This window comes from Nocardioides marmoraquaticus (assembly GCF_054777915.1).
Window position 1 is genome coordinate 16,976 of record NZ_BAAHAA010000033.1, and the last position, 15,834, is coordinate 32,809.

General features: G+C 72.7%; 16 protein-coding genes. 5 read left to right on the plus strand and 11 right to left on the minus strand.

Features of this window, described 5'->3' with window-relative positions; translation table 11 throughout:
• Nucleotides 1-108: 108 nt before the first annotated feature.
• The 3 genes from ACYU8I_RS17630 to ACYU8I_RS17640 form a co-directional block, all read right to left on the minus strand.
• The gene (locus tag ACYU8I_RS17630; protein ID WP_460843393.1) at nt 109-1,764 is read right to left on the minus strand and encodes an MDR family MFS transporter; all 1,656 of its coding nucleotides are present in this window, start codon (nt 1,762-1,764) and stop codon (nt 109-111) included.
• A gap of 71 nt (nt 1,765-1,835) precedes the next feature.
• Nucleotides 1,836-2,294 (minus strand): MarR family winged helix-turn-helix transcriptional regulator, encoded by a 459-nt coding sequence (locus tag ACYU8I_RS17635; RefSeq protein WP_460843395.1) that lies wholly within the window; start codon nt 2,292-2,294, stop codon nt 1,836-1,838.
• A gap of 68 nt (nt 2,295-2,362) precedes the next feature.
• Entirely contained in the window at nt 2,363-3,088 is a 726-nt protein-coding gene (locus tag ACYU8I_RS17640) for a ferritin-like fold-containing protein (protein WP_460843397.1), read from the minus strand.
• Between the two features lie 159 nt (nt 3,089-3,247).
• Between ACYU8I_RS17640 and ACYU8I_RS17645 the strand changes: the two genes are divergently transcribed.
• Nucleotides 3,248-4,729: a DEAD/DEAH box helicase gene (locus tag ACYU8I_RS17645; protein ID WP_460843399.1), complete on the plus strand. Its 1,482-nt coding sequence runs from the start codon at nt 3,248-3,250 to the stop codon at nt 4,727-4,729.
• Between the two features lie 112 nt (nt 4,730-4,841).
• Here ACYU8I_RS17645 and ACYU8I_RS17650 read toward each other — a convergent pair whose 3' ends face one another.
• From ACYU8I_RS17650 to ACYU8I_RS17680, 7 genes are all read right to left on the minus strand, one after another.
• Nucleotides 4,842-5,603, minus strand: a complete 762-nt coding sequence (locus tag ACYU8I_RS17650) for a ParA family protein (protein WP_460843400.1) — start codon at nt 5,601-5,603, stop codon at nt 4,842-4,844.
• 53 nt (nt 5,604-5,656) lie between these two features.
• A complete protein-coding gene (locus ACYU8I_RS17655) occupies nt 5,657-6,301 on the minus strand; it encodes a DUF6758 family protein (RefSeq protein ID WP_460843401.1) in 645 nt (214 codons plus the stop codon).
• 16 nt (nt 6,302-6,317) lie between these two features.
• The gene (locus ACYU8I_RS17660) at nt 6,318-6,884 is read right to left on the minus strand and encodes a histidine phosphatase family protein (protein WP_460843403.1); all 567 of its coding nucleotides are present in this window, start codon (nt 6,882-6,884) and stop codon (nt 6,318-6,320) included.
• Between the two features lie 19 nt (nt 6,885-6,903).
• Complete coding sequence (locus ACYU8I_RS17665) at nt 6,904-7,437, minus strand: MaoC family dehydratase (protein ID WP_460843405.1); 534 nt, start codon at nt 7,435-7,437, stop codon at nt 6,904-6,906.
• Between the two features lie 85 nt (nt 7,438-7,522).
• Nucleotides 7,523-7,702 (minus strand): DUF5302 domain-containing protein, encoded by a 180-nt coding sequence (locus ACYU8I_RS17670; protein WP_460843408.1) that lies wholly within the window; start codon nt 7,700-7,702, stop codon nt 7,523-7,525.
• A gap of 163 nt (nt 7,703-7,865) precedes the next feature.
• Nucleotides 7,866-8,828 (minus strand): DUF2332 domain-containing protein, encoded by a 963-nt coding sequence (locus ACYU8I_RS17675; protein WP_460843410.1) that lies wholly within the window; start codon nt 8,826-8,828, stop codon nt 7,866-7,868.
• 181 nt (nt 8,829-9,009) lie between these two features.
• Nucleotides 9,010-10,209, minus strand: coding sequence for an acyl-CoA dehydrogenase family protein (locus ACYU8I_RS17680; protein WP_460843412.1), 1,200 nt, complete (start codon nt 10,207-10,209; stop codon nt 9,010-9,012).
• Nucleotides 10,210-10,416: 207 nt separating this feature from the next.
• Between ACYU8I_RS17680 and ACYU8I_RS17685 the strand changes: the two genes are divergently transcribed.
• From ACYU8I_RS17685 to ACYU8I_RS17700, 4 genes are all read left to right on the plus strand, one after another.
• Nucleotides 10,417-11,667 carry a magnesium transporter MgtE N-terminal domain-containing protein gene (locus ACYU8I_RS17685; RefSeq protein WP_460843413.1) on the plus strand — a complete coding sequence of 417 codons (1,251 nt, stop codon included), beginning with the start codon at nt 10,417-10,419 and terminating at the stop codon, nt 11,665-11,667.
• 68 nt (nt 11,668-11,735) lie between these two features.
• Nucleotides 11,736-12,290 (plus strand): DUF1003 domain-containing protein, encoded by a 555-nt coding sequence (locus tag ACYU8I_RS17690; protein WP_460843421.1) that lies wholly within the window; start codon nt 11,736-11,738, stop codon nt 12,288-12,290.
• Nucleotides 12,291-12,309: 19 nt separating this feature from the next.
• Nucleotides 12,310-13,467 carry an Mrp/NBP35 family ATP-binding protein gene (locus ACYU8I_RS17695; protein WP_460843415.1) on the plus strand — a complete coding sequence of 386 codons (1,158 nt, stop codon included), beginning with the start codon at nt 12,310-12,312 and terminating at the stop codon, nt 13,465-13,467.
• A 4-nt stretch (nt 13,468-13,471) separates the two neighbouring features.
• Entirely contained in the window at nt 13,472-13,825 is a 354-nt protein-coding gene (locus tag ACYU8I_RS17700; protein ID WP_460843417.1) for a sec-independent translocase, read from the plus strand.
• 342 nt (nt 13,826-14,167) lie between these two features.
• Here the strand turns inward: ACYU8I_RS17700 and ACYU8I_RS17705 are convergent, their stop codons facing one another.
• Nucleotides 14,168-15,544: a S1C family serine protease gene (locus ACYU8I_RS17705; protein WP_460843419.1), complete on the minus strand. Its 1,377-nt coding sequence runs from the start codon at nt 15,542-15,544 to the stop codon at nt 14,168-14,170.
• Nucleotides 15,545-15,834 lie beyond the last annotated feature (290 nt).

Here is a 15,834-nt window from a genome sequence, read left to right on the forward strand (position 1 = left end):
CGTGGTCCAGTGACCCCGCCCGAGGTCTTTCCGCGCGGAAAGACCCGCCACGGCACACGAGAGCCCCGGCCACCCACCTGGGTGACCGGGGCTCCGCCGTACCTGCGCTCAGACCAGCGCGTCCTCCGTGGCCGGCTCGTCGTCGGTCTTGCGGATGGTGCTGCGCAGCTCGGCCTTCGGCATCAGGGCCACGGCCACCACCGTGACGAGGGCGACGAGGCCCGCGATGAAGAAGATGTGCGCGGTCGAGTCGGCGTACGCCACCCGCACGGCCTCGAGGGCCGCCGGCGGCAGGCCGGACAGGTCGAGCGTGCCGCCACCCGAGGCACCCGAGGTGCCGAGCCGGTCGGCCACGCCGGAGGCGAGCACCGCGCCGAGGCCGGCGACGCCGACGGCACCACCGAGCGAGCGGAAGAAGGTGACCACGCCGCCCGCGGCGCCGACCTCGGTGACGTCGACGGTGTTCTGCACGACGAGCACGAGGTTCTGCATCAGCGCGCCGGTGCCGACACCCATGACGACCATGAACAGCGAGAGGTGCCACAGCGGGCTCTCGTGACCCACGGTGCCCATGAGCAGCAGGCCGGAGGAGAGCAGCACCGCGCCGCCCAGCATGACCGGCTTCCAGGTGCCGGTGCGGGTGATGTACTGCCCGGCGCCGGTGGCGCCGACCAGGTTGCCCAGGATCAGCGGCATCATCAGCAGGCCCGCCTCGGTCGGGGTGTGGCCCCGGGCGACCTGGAAGTACTGCGAGAGGAACACCGAGGCGCCGAACTGTGCGACGCCCACGGCGACGCTGCCGGCGATCGACAGCGAGGTCATGCGGTCCATCACGATGTGCGGCGGCACGAGCGGGTCGCTGTGGCGGCGCTCCACCAGCACGGCCCCGACCAGGGCGACGCCGGTGCCGGCGAGGAACATCGCGGTCTCGCTCGACCACCAGGCGAAGCTGTCGCCGGCGAAGGAGACCCAGATCAGCGGTAGCGCGGCGGCCACGGTGATGAAGAGCATGCCGAACCAGTCGATGCGGACCTCGCGACGGATGGTCTCGACGTGGAGGAACTTCTGCAGCATCCCCAGCCCGAGGAACGCGAAGGGCACCGCGACCCAGAAGCACCAGCGCCAGCCGGCCGAGTCGACGAGCACACCGCCGATGAGCGGGCCCGAGACGGTCGCGACCGCCATCACGCCGGCCATGTAGCCGCTGTAGCGACCCCGCTGCCGCGGCGGGATGATCGATCCGATGATCGACTGCGACAGCGCGATCAGGCCGCCCATGCCGAGGCCCTGGAGCGCCCGCGCGGCGAGCAGCTCGGGCACGTTCTGCACGGCGCCGGCCGCGAGCGAGCCGACGATGAAGATGCCGATCGCCAGCTGCACGAGCAGCTTCTTGTTGTAGAGGTCGGAGAACTTCGCCCACACCGGGCTGGTCACCGTCATCGCCAGCAGCGACGCGGTGACGACCCAGGTGTACTGCGTCTGGGTGCCGTCGAGGTCGCCGATGATGGTCGGCAGCGCGGTCGAGACGATGGTCGTCGACAGGATCGCGACGAACAGCGCCGACAGCAGCCCGATCAGCACCTCGACGATCTCGCGGTGGGTGGGCTCGCGGTGGTCGTCGCCGCCGGTGCCGGTCGGAGCGGCGTACGGCGTCGCGCCGCCGGCGCCCGCGCTGCGGCGGGAGGCGCGATCGGCCCGACGACCGGCGCGGTGACGGCCCGGCGCGACGTCACGCGTCGCGAGACCTTCAGCGGTGGTGGTCATGGTGTGTCCTTCGTGGGGAGCGGGTGGGTGGGCGGGCGCACGGGTGGTGCGTCCGCGAGGGACCAGGCGGGTCAGGAGACCGGTCGTACGAGGCGGTCGGTCAGGTCGCTGACCAGTGCGGTGGCGCGTCCGACGTCGTCGGCGGGCCAGTCCTGGAGCCGCTCGGCGAGGTGCTCGGCGAGCTGGCGGCGTACGCCGTCGAGACGGGCGCGCCCGCCGCGGCTCAGGGAGACGAGCTCGGCGCGTCCGTCGAGCGGGTCGGTGTCGCGGGTGACGAGGTCGGCCTCGTCGAGGGCGGCGAGCCGGCGGCTGACCACCGACGCGCTGCAGCCCAGCTTGGCGGCGATGCGACCGGGTCGCATCGGGCCCTGGGCCGAGAGGGTGCCGAGCAGGACGACGTCGGTGCGGCTCAGGTCGCTGGCGACCTCGCCCCACTCGTCGCCCCGGCGTCGCAGCGCCCGGTGGAAGCCGAGCATCGCCTCGACCAGGTCACCGACGGCGTCGGCGCGGGTGGTCGCGATCGTTTGCATAGGGCAACGATATGCCCATTGGTTGATCTATGGCAACTTTATCCGGCCCGGTGTGACCCGGTTCATGCCTAGTGCTCGAGGCCCAGCTCGGTCATGCGGCGCACGTGGTTGTCGGTGAGCCTGGAGAACATGCGCGCCAGGGCGGCGAGGTCCATGCCGGGGCGGTCGACGCCGCCCGCGAGCAGCGCCGCGAGCGAGTCGCGCTCCGCCGCCACGCGCTGCGCCTGGGAGAGCGCCTCCCCCATCAGCCGGCGGCCCCAGAGCGCGAGCCGGCCCGCGACGCGGTGGTCGTCGGCGATGGCGCCCCGCACCCGCTCGACGACGAAGGCGGCGTACCCGGCCTGCGCCAGCGACTCCGTCACCAGGCGGCGGGTGTCGGCGTCGAGGAACGCCGCGATCTCGACGTAGAAGTCGGCGGCGAGCCCGTCGCCGACGTAGGCCTTGACCAGGCCCTCCAGCCAGTCGGCCGGCGCCGTCGAGGCGTGGAAGACGTCGAAGGGCTTGCGGAAGGGCTCCATCGCCTCGACCGGGTCGGCACCGAGCTCGCGGATGCGCTCCAGCAGCGGCTCGACGAGGCCGAACTGCGCCGTCGCCATCGTCGCCAGCGCCAGCCTGGCCGACAGGTCGGGCGCCATGCGGGCGTCGTCGGTGAGCCGGTCGAAGGCGGTGATCTGGCCGTAGCCGATCACGCCCAGCAGGTCGACGACGGCCTCGCGGTAGGCGGGGTCCTGGAAGGCGACCGACTCGCTCACCGGGGTGGCTGCTGGGGTGCTCTCCGGCGACGGTTCGGTCATGCGCGCACCCTACCGATAGCATCGCGGCAGGGTTGCGGGCTCCGAGTGCCCCCTGACCGGCCTGGTCACCCGTTCGTGACGCGCCGGTCGGGCTCCTCGATGTTGCCGCGACAGACGTCATCCACGCTCGTGTGACCACGGGCGTCACACAGAACGGCCATGATCCTGACCACCACCTTCCGCGATCTCGGTGTCATCCCCCAGATCGCCGACGCGCTCGAGCGCGTCGGCATCACCCACCCCTTCCCGATCCAGGAGATGACCCTCTCGGTCGCCCTGGTCGGCACCGACCTCATCGGCCAGGCCCGCACGGGCACCGGCAAGACGCTCGCTTTCGGCATCCCCGTGCTGCAGCGCACCGTCGCACCCCACGACCCCGACTACGACGACCTCGCCGCGCCCGGCAAGCCGCAGTCGCTCGTCGTGGCCCCCACCCGTGAGCTCGCCCTGCAGGTCAGCCAGGACCTCGCGGTCGCCGGCGCCGACCGCGGCATCCGCGTGCTCACCGTCTACGGCGGCGTGCCCTACGAGCCGCAGCTCGACGCGCTCGAGACCGGCGTCGACGTCGTCGTCGGCACCCCGGGCCGACTCATCGACCTGATGGACCGTCGCTCGCTCGACATCTCCCACGTCAAGGCGCTGGTGCTCGACGAGGCCGACGAGATGCTCGACCTCGGCTTCCTGCCCGACGTCGAGAAGCTCATCCGCAACACCCCGTCGAACCGCCAGACGATGCTGTTCTCGGCGACCATGCCCTCGGCCATCGTCGGCCTGGCGCGCATGCACATGCGCCAGCCGATGAACATCCGTGCCGAGTCCAGCGCCGACAACCAGACGGTGCCGCTGACGACGCAGTACGTCTACCAGGCCCACGACCTCGACAAGCCCGAGATGCTCGGCCGCCTGCTGCGCGCCGAGGGCACCGACCTCATGATCGTCTTCACCCGCACCAAGCGGCAGGCACAGCGCATCGCCGACGACATGACCGAGCGCGGCTTCAACGCCGCCCCGCTGCACGGCGACATGACGCAGGTGGCTCGCGAGAAGGCCATGCAGCGCTTCCGCGACAGCGACCTGCAGGTGCTCGTCGCCACCGACGTCGCCGCCCGCGGCATCGACGTCACCGGCGTCACCCACGTCGTCAACTACACCTGCCCCGAGGACGACAAGACCTACGTCCACCGCATCGGCCGCACCGGTCGTGCCGGGGCGAGCGGCAAGGCCATCACCTTCGTCGACTGGGCCGACCTGCACCGCTGGAAGATGATCAACAAGGCGCTCGACCTGACCTTCGACGACCCGCCGGAGACCTACTCCAGCTCCGAGAACTTCCTCGCCGACCACGGGCTCGACAAGGCCACCAAGGGCCGCGTCATCCCCGAGGGCCAGGTCGTGGTGCCCCGCCGCGACAGCAAGGGCCGCCCCGAGAAGGGCGGCGGCAAGGGCGGCTCGGGCTCCCGCGACGGCGGCGGTCGCTCGCGCAGCCGCAGCCGCGGCGGCTCGTCCGGCTCCGACGCCCCGGCCGCCGCGCCCTCCTCGGAGGGCTCGGGCGAGGGTGCCTCGACGTCGCGCAACCGCCGCCGTCGCCGCCGTACCCGCGGCGGCCAGTCGGCCGGCGGCGAGGGCACCGCCGCCTCCTGACCCACCCCTGGTCGGGAGGCCAGTCCCTGACGACCGAGAGGCCACCGCCCGGCGCGCGCCGGGCGGTGGCCTTTCGTGCGTACGTCGGGCTCGCCTCAGCGACCCGGCGCGCTCAGGCCACGCGGGCCAGCAGGCCCTTCGCGACGTCGCGGTAGGCCTGGGCGCCCTTGTTGGACCTCGAGGTGCGCAGGATGGAGCGGCCGGCGGCGGGGGCCTCGGCGAAGCGGATCGACTTCGGGATGGGCGGCTCGACCACGGCGAGGCCGTAGGTGTCGGAGATGGTCTCGAGGACCGTGCGGGCGTGGGTGGTGCGGCCGTCGTACAGCGTCGGCAGCACGCCCCAGACCTCGAGGTCGCGGTTGGTGAAGCGCTTGACGTCGTGCACGGTGTCGAGCAGCTGGCCGACGCCGCGGTGGCTGAGGGTCTCGCACTGCAGCGGCACCAGCACCCCGGTCGCGGCGGTGAGGGCGGCGACGGTGAGCACGCCGAGCGAGGGCGGGCAGTCGAGCAGCACCCAGTCGTAGCCAGCGGTGTCCTCGACGGCCGTGCGGATGACGTACTCGCGACCCGTGCGCGTGAGCAGGTCGGCCTCGGCGCGGGCGAGCTCGATGGTGGCCGGCAGCAGGTCGACGCCGTCCTCGGTGGCGATGATGACCTCGGCCGGGTCGAGGCCCTTGGTCAGCACGTGGTGCACCGACGTCTCGAGGTCCTCGGGGTCGATGCCGAGGCTGAAGGTCAGGCACGCTTGCGGGTCCAGGTCGACCAGCAGCACCCGCTGCCCGAGCTCGGCCAGGGCGGCGCCCAGCGACGCGACGGTGGTGGTCTTGGCGACCCCACCCTTCTGGTTGGCCACGGCCAGGACTCGAGTGCTCATCGCGGCACATCATGCCCCACGGCAGCGGGCTCACCCGCGGTGACGCTGGTCACTCACCAGGCGGGGCGGCGACCACCGAACGGCATCGCCAGCGCCTCCGGCCCGAAGCCCGTCACGTCGGCCAGCAGCCAGTCGTCGTGGAGCAGCAGCGCGGCCGACGCGGGCCGCGTGACCAGCCACAACCAGCGCCCCTCGGCCTCCCCGGCGAAGACCGCGCGCACCAGGGGTCCCTCGTCGGGACCGGTCGCGGGCCCGTCGGGCTCGACCAGCCACATCGGCACCGTGCGGCCGCCGGCGCGCACGTGCACCGACGGCGGCCCGTTGCTGATCTGCGGCCCCGGGTCGTCGTACGCCGCTGCGGCGCACCGCGCGCCGAGACCCACGCCGGGCTCCTCCGACACCACGGTCACCTCGACGTCGCCGTCGAGGTCGCTGGTGCCGACGACGGTCGTCGTGGTGGCCCGCACCCGGTCGTGCCCGACGCAGCCGACGTCGCTGATCGACCAGCCGGGGCTCATCGGCCACGGCAGGTAGAGCGGGAGGTCGTCGACCCGGGCGACGACCGCTGCAAAGGCGTCGTAGTCCATCTCCTCCGGGCGCCACAGCGGCTCGGTCGGACCGTGGTCGCGGCACGCGAAGGCGTCGTCCGCCCCGGAGACCGGAGCGGCGCACCGGGGACACGACGCCGCGAGCGACACGGCCGCAGCGTAGTGCTCAGCTGTTCCAGCGCGCCACGGCCGGCGAGTCCCGCTCCCACCCGAGCGTCGACACCGTGGCGGTGTCGAGCAGGAAGTGCCGCCCGTCGCGCGGGTCGAGCCCGAGCCAGCGGGCGGCGAGGACGCGCGAGGCGTGGCCGTGGCTGACCACGAGGACCCGTGCGCCCTCGTCGCGCACGCGCCGCACGACGCGGTCGAGCCTGGCGGCGACCTGCTCGGCGTCCTCTCCGCCGGGGCACGGGTGCGACCAGACCGTCCAGCCCGGCACCGTCTCGCGGATCTGCGGGGTGGTGAGGCCCTCGTAGTCGCCGTAGTCCCACTCCACGAGGTCGTCGGTCACCTCGGGCTCGCCGAACCCCGCCAGCTCCGCCGTACGACGCGCCCGTCGCCGCGGGCTCGACAGGACGAGGTCGAACTCGACGCCGGCGAGCCGCTCGCGCAGCGTCGAGGCCACCTCGACGCCGCGCTCGGTCAGGTCGAGGTCGGTGACCGACGTGTGCCGGCCGTCGCGGCTCCACTCGGTCTCGCCGTGCCGGACGACCCAGAGCTCACCGGAGGCAGTCACGTCTCCGTCCTACCGGAGATCAGCTCTCGGCGCGACCCGGCCAGTTCTTATCCGGCTGCGGCACCGGGCGCCCGGGCTGCTCGCCGCCGCGGGCCTCGAGATAGCTGTCCTTCGGCACCATCACCTTGCGGCGGAACAGGCACACGACCTTGCCGTCCTGGTTGTAGCCGATGGTCTCGACGTGCACGACGCCCCGGTCGTCCTTGCTCTTCGACTCCCACTTGTCGAGCACGGTGGTCTCGCCGTAGAGCGTGTCGCCGTGGAAGGTCGGCGCGACGTGGCGCAGCGACTCGATCTCGAGGTTGGCGATGGCCTTGCCCGAGATGTCGGGCACGCTCATGCCGAGCAGGATCGAGTAGACGTAGTTGCCCACCACGACGTTCTTGCCGAACTGCGTGGTCTCCCCGGCGTAGTGCTCGTCGAGGTGCAGCGGGTGGTGGTTCATGGTCAGCAGGCAGAACATGTGGTCGTCGAACTCGGTGACCGTCTTGCCGGGCCAGTGCTGGTACGTCGCCCCGACCTCGAACTCCTCGTAGCTGCGACCGAACTGCATGTGTCCTCCTGCGCCTCGTCCCGTGCGGTACGCCGCTCATGGTGGCGGACGCCGGGCCGCGGTGGCAGGAGTCGTGGGATTCCTCTCAGGAACCCCCGCCGCCGGCCTTGCGCCGGTGCATCTTCGGCGCCCCACCGACGACCTCGGAGCCGTGTGCCTTGCCCTTGGCGTCGGCGTGGTCGTCGGGGTGCTTGACGCCGTTCTTGCGGTCCAGCGCCTCGCGCATCTTCGCCTTCAGGTCGTCGTTCGCGTGCTGGTCGGCCATGGCCTGCTCCTCTGCTCGACGGGCCTCCACCCTGGCATGGGACCAGGCTCCTGACGACTGGATTCGGCGCGACCGCCGAGCCTCGTCGACCTGGTCCGACGGATACTGGGGCTCGAGAGGCCCGACCGGGGTGGTGCACGTCGTCACGGACGGCTCGCCTCGTCTAGTCCCAGGCCACCGGCACGCCGTGCGGGTGGGCGACGCCGAGCACGCGCACCTCGGGCGCGTGGGGCCAGGCGCGCAGCGTCACGAGCATCTCGCGCGGGCTCTGCGGCGTACGCCGCTGCGGCTCCATCGCGAGGTGGGCGACGGGCCCACGGTCGGTCGCGGCCGCCCCGAGCCGCTGCAGGTGCGCCTCGACCTCGGCCCGCTCGTCGGCGTCGAGGTACTGCCGCACCACCGAGTGCCACACCACGGTCACCACGCCGTCGCGCGGCTCGACACCCGCGAGCAGCTCGGCCGCACCGCAGCGTCGTACGACCACGGCGTGCTGCTGGGCGAGCCGCAGCGCCTCCCGGAGCCGCTCGTGCCGCTCGCGCTGGTCGGGCCAGACGTAGGCGGTCAGCGTCAGCCGGCCCTCGGTGGTGGCGACGTCGACCGGGCGCGGGTCGCACCCGAGGCGCTCGACCACCTCGAGCCCGGCGGCGCGGTCGGGGTGGAGCAGGTCGGCGAGCAGGTTGAGCCCGCCGGAGGCGCCGAGCTCGACGAGCCGCACGGGCAGCTCCGGCGCCAGGCGCTGCAGCCCGCCGAGGAGCACCACCGCGCGGCCGGTCTCGTTGGTCTGCGGCGGCCGGTCGAGCCACTCGCGCACCGCCTCGGGCTGCTCGTCGAGCAGTGCGACCACCGCGGCGCTGCCCGCGTCGTCGTCCCAGGTGCCGCCCACGCTCGGGTAGTACGTCGCCACGGCTCCCGCCCGGCGCTCGAGCACGAGCCGGTGCACGCTGCCCAGCAGCCGGAGCGCCAGCGCGCTCGGACCCGGGTCGTCCTCGTGGCCGGCCAGCACCCGCGCCGTCGGGCCGCCCGCGGCCAGGTCGTCGGCCAGCCGGTCGAGGAGGGCGGCGTACATCGGCGAGCCCAGCGCGGCGCACCCCCGCGCCTGCTCCCGCAGCGCCGCCTCGACCTCCACGCCCGCCATCGTGACACCCGATCCATGGCTGTCAGGTCCGGGTCGTCCGGGGACGCGGGGAGCGACCCGATCCTGTCAGCGAGAGGCGGACTACCCGCTCGACCGGGTAATCAGCGTCCCGGTGTCAGGAACGGGTCGCCGCGCACCCGGCGCGACGACCCGTTCCTGACAGTGAGGACCCTCAGCCCTTCAGGGCGTACTCCTTGAGCAGCGCCCGGCCGATGATCATCTTCTGGATGTCGGCGGTGCCCTCGCCGATCAGCAGGAAGGCGACCTCGCGGTAGAGCCGCTCGATCTCGTACTCCTTGGAGTAGCCGTAGCCGCCGTGGATGCGGAACGACGCCTCGACGACCTCGTGGGCGTACTCGGCGGCGAGGTACTTGGCCATGCCGGCCTCGACGTCGTTGCGCTCGCCGCGGTCCTTGAGCCGGGCGGCCTTGACCATGACGGCGTGGGCGGTCTCGACCTTGGTCGCCATCTCGGCGAGGCGGAACAGCACCGCCTGGTGCTGCGCGATCGGCTTGCCGAAGGTCTCGCGCTGCTGGGCGTAGGAGATGCCGAGCTCGAAGGCACGCAGGCCGACGCCGCAGGCGCGGGCGGCGACGTTGACGCGGCCGACCTCGACGCCGTCCATCATCTGGTAGAAGCCCTTGCCGGGCTCACCGCCGAGCACCTGGTCGGCCGAGACCTGGTGGCCCTCGAGCACCATCTCGGTGGTGTCGACGCCCTTGTAGCCCATCTTGTCGATCTTGCCGGGGATGGTCAGGCCGGGCGCGGTCTCGCCGAAGCCCGCCTCCTTCTCCAGCAGGAAGGTCGTCATGTTCTTGTAGACCGAGTCGGCGCCCTCGTCGGTCTTGACCAGGCAGGCGACCAGGGTCGACGAGCCGCCGTTGGTCAGCCACATCTTCTGGCCGGTGATCTCGTAGCCGCCGTCGCCGGTCTGCTTGGCCTTGGTCTTGATCGCGGAGACGTCGGAACCCAGGCCCGGCTCGCTCATCGAGAACGCACCACGGACCTCGCCGGTCGCCATGCGGGGCAGGTACTTCTGCTTCTGCTCCTCCGTGCCGTGACGCATCAGCATGTAGGCCACGATGAAGTGGGTGTTGATGACGCCCGAGACGCTCATCCAGCCGCGCGCGATCTCCTCCACCACCAGGGCGTAGGTCAGCAGCGACTCGCCGAGGCCGCCGTACTCCTCGGGGATGGTGATGCCGAAGATGCCGAGCTCCTTGAGGCCCTCGACGATCTCGGTGGGGTACTCGTCGGCGTGCTCGAGCTCGGTCGCCACCGGGATGATCTTGGTGTCGACGAACTGCCGCACGGTCTTGAGGATCTCGACCTGGATCTCGGAGAGGCCTTCGGTCTGGGCGAGGCGGGCCATGACGGTGTCCTTCGTTCGACGACTACGGCGGTACGCGGCGGGTGCAGCGGGCCGGTGCAGCACGGTGCAGTCTCGGCCACCCGTCCCGACCACGGTCAACGTTACTGGCTGGTAGCCGAACGTGGCATGAGCAATCTCACCCCGCCCCACGCCCGCTGCCGGCGACCGACCGGTGCGGGCGGCCCGGCCTGAGTAGGCTCGCGGGTCGTGAGCACCTCCCCGCAGCGCGTCTACGCCGCCCGCCTGGCGGGGCTCCCGGTCTTCGACCCCTCGGGCGACCAGGTCGGCAAGGTGCGCGACGTGGTCGTCGTGCCCCGCGCCACCGCGCGGCAACCGCGCGTGGTCGGCCTGGTGGTCGAGGTGTTCGGGCGGCGGCAGATCTTCGCCCCGATGACCCGCGTGACCAACATGGACGCCGGGCAGGTCATCACGACCGGGCTGCTCAACATGCGCCGCTTCGAGAAGCGCGCGAGCGAGATCCTCGTGGTCCAGCACCTGCTCGACCGCCGCGTGCGGATCGCCAGCAGCGGGATCGTCGGCAGCGTCTTCGACGTGGCCATGGAGCAGACCCGCACCCGCGACTGGGTGCTGAGCCGGGTCGCGGTGACCGAGGGCGCCAAGGGTCTGCGACGGAGGGCGCAGACCCACGTCGCGGAGTGGGACGACGTCGAGGGCCTGATGGAGCAGCCCGTGCAGCAGGGCGCCGAGCACCTCGCCGCCTCGCTGGCCGACCTGCGCCCGGCCGACGCCGCCAACGTGATGCACGACCTCAGCCCCGAGCGGCGTCGCGAGGTCGTGGCGGAGATCGACGACGAACGGCTCGCCCGGGTCATCGAGGAGATGCCCGAGGAGGACCAGGTCGAGATCCTCGAGCACCTCGACAGCGAGCGGGCCGCCGACATCCTCGAGGAGATGTCGGCCGACGACGCCGCCGACCTCATCGCCGACCTGCCGCCCGAGACCGCCCAGGAGCTCCTCGGGCTGATGGAGACCGAGGACGCCGCCTCGGTGCGCCGCCTCATGGTCTACGGCGAGGAGACCGCCGGCGGCATGATGGTGCCGGAGCCGGTCATCCTGCCGCCCGACGCCACGGTCGCCGAGGCGCTCGCCCGCGTGCGCGCCGAGCAGCTGACCCCGTCGCTGGCCGCGCTGGTGCACGTCGTACGGCCCCCGCTGGAGACGCCGACCGGCAAGCTGCTCGGGGTGGCCCACATCCAGCGGCTGCTGCGCGAGCCGCCGTCGTCGCTGGTGGCGGGCTCGCTCGACACGAGCATCGACTTCCTGCGTCCCGAGGCGAGCCTGCAGGACGTCGCGACGTTCCTGGCCACCTACAACCTGGTCGCCGCGCCGGTGGTCGACGAGGAGGGGCGGCTGCTCGGCACCGTCGCGGTCGACGACCTGCTCGACCACCTGCTGCCCGACGGCTGGCGCGACCAGACCGTGGGGGGCGGCGCGTGAGCGAGAAGAAGGAGCCGGTCCGCCGCGGACCCCGCCTCGACACCCCGCTCGAGCCCGGTCGCTCGCCGCTGCGACGCGGCGGGGGCGGTGACACCGACCGCTTCGGCCGCTTCGCGGAGAACTTCGCGCGCTTCATGGGCACCGCGCAGTTCCTGCTCTACATGACGGCGTTCGTCGCGATCTGGATCCTGCTCAACGTCGCCGCCCCGGGGCCGCTGCGGTTCGACGACTACCCGTTCATCTTCCTCACCCTGATGCTGAGCCTGCAGGCGTCGTACGCCGCCCCGCTCATCCTGCTCGCGCAGAACCGCCAGGAGGTCCGCGACCGGGTCGTCAACGAGCAGGACCGGCAGGCCAACACCCGCGCCCACGCCGACATGGAGTACCTCGCCCGCGAGGTGGCCTCGCTGCGCATGGCCGTCGGCGAGGTCGCGACGCGCGACTTCGTGCGCTCCGAGCTGCGCAACCTGCTCGAGGAGCTGCTCGAGGAGCAGGAGCGCCGCGACGCCGACGAGGCCGCCGACTCCGCGGCGCCCGGCCTCGACGAGCCGGTGCCGGACCCGGCCGGGCCGGCGGGGCGACGTGACCGGGGCGACGCCGATCCCGGGTCCGCACCGAACTGACGGCCCGTACCCTGGAGCCATGGCTTCCCCTGACATCGACCAGATCAGGGCTGCGCTCGCACGTGTGAACGACCCCGAGATCAAGCGGCCCATCACCGAGATCGGCATGGTCGAGGACGTGCTCGTCGACGGCGGCGAGGTGACCGTGAAGGTCCTGCTCACCGTCGCGGGCTGCCCGATGAAGGACACCATCACCCGCGACGTGACCCGCGAGGTCGGCGCGCTGCCCGACGTCACCGGCGTGCACGTCGAGATGGGCGTGATGAGCTCCGAGCAGCGCTCGAAGCTGCAGGAGGTCCTCCGCGACGGCCAGGCCCAGCGCGAGATCCCGTTCGCCCAGCCCGGCAACCTCACCAAGGTCATCGCCATCGCCTCCGGCAAGGGCGGCGTCGGTAAGTCGTCGGTCACCGTCAACCTCGCCGTCGCGATGGCGCAGCAGGGCATGAAGGTGGGCGTCGTCGACGCCGACATCTACGGCCACTCGGTGCCGGCGATGCTCGGCGTGGCCGACACCCGGCCCACCCAGGTCGAGGACCTCATCATGCCGGTGCCGACGCCGTCGGGCGTCTCGGTCATCAGCATCGGCATGCTCAAGCCGCGCCGCGACCAGGTGGTCGCCTGGCGTGGCCCGATGCTCGACCGCGCGCTCGTGCAGATGCTCTCCGACGTCTACTGGGGCGACCTCGACGCGCTGCTGCTCGACCTGCCGCCCGGCACCGGCGACGTCGCCATCTCGCTCGGCCAGCACCTGCCCAACGCCGAGGTGGTCGTGGTGACCACCCCGCAGGAGGCGGCCGCCGAGGTGGCCGAGCGCGCCGGCACGATGGCCTCGATGATGCACCAGCGCGTCGTCGGCGTCGTCGAGAACATGGCCTACCTGCCCTGCCCGCACTGCCCCGACGCCGAGGACCACCGCATCGAGGTCTTCGGCTCCGGAGGCGGCCGTCGCGTCGCCGAGACCCTGGGCGGCCGCTTCGGTTACGACGTGCCGGTGCTCGGCCAGGTCCCGATCGACGTCAACCTCCGCGAGGGCGGCGACGTCGGCAAGCCGATCGTCGAGGCCGACCCCACCAGCGTCGGCGCGATCGTGCTGCGCTCGGTGGCCTCCAAGCTCACCGCCCGCGGGCGCGGCCTCGCCGGCATGCAGCTCGGCCTGTCCCCCACCGCGAAGGGCTGAGCCCTTGTTCGGGGTCGGCCTGCCCGAGCTCGCCGTCATCGCGCTCGTCGCGGTCGTCGTCTTCGGGCCCGACCGGCTGCCCGAGTTCGCCCGCCAGGCGGGCCGCATGGTCCGTCAGCTGCGACGGCTCGCCAACAGCGCCCAGACCCAGCTCCGCGACGAGCTCGGCCCCGAGTACGCCGACCTCAAGCTCACCGACCTCGACCCCCGCGCCGCCATCCGCCGTCACATCCGCGAGGCCATCGAGGAGGAGGACGCCGCCACCGCCGCAGCCGAGCGTCGCGGCGACCAACCCCCGCCCCCCGTCGACGTCCTCCAGCACGGCGAGCAGCCGCCGTACGACGTCGACGCGACGTAGCGGGGGGCCGGCCTGCGGCCCGCGGGGCGCAGAGTCACTGGTGAACCAGTGACTCTGCCGCTGGACGCGGCAAACAATCGTGGCTCAGCGAAAGACTTCTGTGCTCAGCAGCCCGCGGACGGCCCGAGTGGCGCGGAGTCACTGGTCAACCAGTGACTTTGCCGCTGGACGCGGCAAACAACCGTGGCTCAGCGACAGACTTCTGTGCTCAGCAGCCCGGCGACGGCGCAGAGTCACTGGTCAACCAGTGACTCTGCCGCTGGACGCGGCAAACAATCGTGGCTCAGCGACAGACTTCCGTGCTCAGCAGCCAGCTCCGGGGCCAGCAGACGGAGGCGAGCCTCACTCCGTGACGGCCTGCAGGCCGACCTCGACCTCGACGGGGTCGCCGTCGCGCTCGACCTCGAGCGTGACGCGCTCGCCGGGGGCGCGGGAGCGGACGGCGACGACGACGTCGATCGACGAGGTGACCGGCTTGCCGTCCACCCGGCGGATCACGTCGCCCACCTCCAGGTCGGAGCGGGAGGCGGGCGAGCCGGGGTTGATGCCGGCGACACGGGCACCGTCGCCGGTGGCGACGGGGCGGACGTCGGCGCCGATGACGGGGTACGACGACTTGCCGGTGGCCAGGATCTGCTGGGCCGTGACCTCGACCTGCTCGACGGGGATGGCGAACCCGACGCCGATGTTGCCGCCCTGGTCGCCGCCGAGCCCGCCACCGCCGAGCGCGGCGATCGCGGAGTTGACGCCGACGACCTCGCCCTGCAGGTTGACCAGCGGGCCACCGGAGTTGCCGGGGTTGATGGCGGCGTCGGTCTGCACGGCGTTGATGTAGCTGCTGTCCTCGGCGCTCGCGCCGGTGGTGACGGGGCGCTCCTTGGCGCTGACGATGCCGCTGGTGACCGTCGACGACAGCCCGAGCGGCGAGCCGATCGCGACGACCGTCTCGCCGACCCGCATCTGCTGCGCGGAGCCGACGGCGGCCGGGGGCATCTCCTCGGCGGCGTCGGAGCGCAGCACGGCGAGGTCGTACACCGTGCTGCGGCCGACGACCTCGGCCGGGAACCGGTTGCCCTCCTGGTCGACGATCGCGATGTCGCCGCCGCTCTCGGCCGCCTCGGCGATGACGTGGTTGTTGGTGACGACGTGGCCCTCGGTGTCGTAGACGAAGCCCGACCCGGTGCCGCCGCCGCCGCCCGCTCCTCCGCCGGCGATGACCTGCACGGTGCTGGGCAGCAGCTCCTGGGCCACCGCGGCGATGCTGTCGTTGTCGGCCGGCAGGGGCTGCGCCGTACGCCGCTCCACGCTGATGGTCGTGGCGGGCCCGCCGGTGAGGTCGTCGCTGAGCGCACCGCCCAGGAGACCGCCGACGAGACCGACGACGAGGGCGAGCACGGCCACCACCGGCCACAGCCAGCGGTTGGGTCGCTGGGGCCGCTCGGGGGCCGAGGGCGGGGACCAGGCCCGGGGGGTCGCCACCCACGGCGGCACCGGCCGGGGCTGCCAGGGGTCGCGGCCGGGCTCGGGCGAGCTGAAGGCCGGGTGCTCGGGGCGCTGATGGCCCATGCCGGGACCCTGCGCCGGCGGCGCCTGCTCGGCGGCCTGGCCGGCGGGCGCGCCCCACGAGCGGTCGGCGTACGGGCTCGGCGGGGGCGGCGACGCGGGCTGGGTCGGCTGCTGCTGCGTCGGCTCGTGCGGACCCGGCTCGTGCGTGCTCACACCGGCTAGTCTGTCCGATCGCTCCTGACGGCGCGGCTGGTCTCGGAACCGGTCGGGGTGCCGGTCCAGTTCGTGGCCACCGTGCGGGCGGCGGGAGCAGGGGTGCGGACGCCCGTCACGACGTCGGCCGGCGCGGGCCGCGCCGGGGGCGCGGACACGCCGCTGCCCACCACAACCGCGACCGCCAGCGACGCGCGAGGGCGGCGCAGCCGACCACGCCGGTGACCAACAAGACCGTCGTCATCACCGGCGCCTCGTCCGGGATCGGCCTCGTCACGGCCGTGCAGGTC

Bases quoted from the DNA above. Each gene is read 5' to 3' on its own strand.
- ACYU8I_RS17630 (WP_460843393.1), bottom strand. From the start codon at position 1,764: ATGACCACCACCGCTGAAGGTCTCGCGACGCGTGACGTCGCGCCGGGC.
- ACYU8I_RS17635 (WP_460843395.1), bottom strand. From the start codon at position 2,294: ATGCAAACGATCGCGACCACCCGCGCCGACGCCGTCGGTGACCTGGTC.
- ACYU8I_RS17640 (WP_460843397.1), bottom strand. From the start codon at position 3,088: ATGACCGAACCGTCGCCGGAGAGCACCCCAGCAGCCACCCCGGTGAGC.
- ACYU8I_RS17645 (WP_460843399.1), top strand. From the start codon at position 3,248: ATGATCCTGACCACCACCTTCCGCGATCTCGGTGTCATCCCCCAGATC.
- ACYU8I_RS17650 (WP_460843400.1), bottom strand. From the start codon at position 5,603: ATGAGCACTCGAGTCCTGGCCGTGGCCAACCAGAAGGGTGGGGTCGCC.
- ACYU8I_RS17665 (WP_460843405.1), bottom strand. From the start codon at position 7,437: ATGCAGTTCGGTCGCAGCTACGAGGAGTTCGAGGTCGGGGCGACGTAC.
- ACYU8I_RS17670 (WP_460843408.1), bottom strand. From the start codon at position 7,702: ATGGCCGACCAGCACGCGAACGACGACCTGAAGGCGAAGATGCGCGAG.
- ACYU8I_RS17680 (WP_460843412.1), bottom strand. From the start codon at position 10,209: ATGGCCCGCCTCGCCCAGACCGAAGGCCTCTCCGAGATCCAGGTCGAG.
- ACYU8I_RS17695 (WP_460843415.1), top strand. From the start codon at position 12,310: ATGGCTTCCCCTGACATCGACCAGATCAGGGCTGCGCTCGCACGTGTG.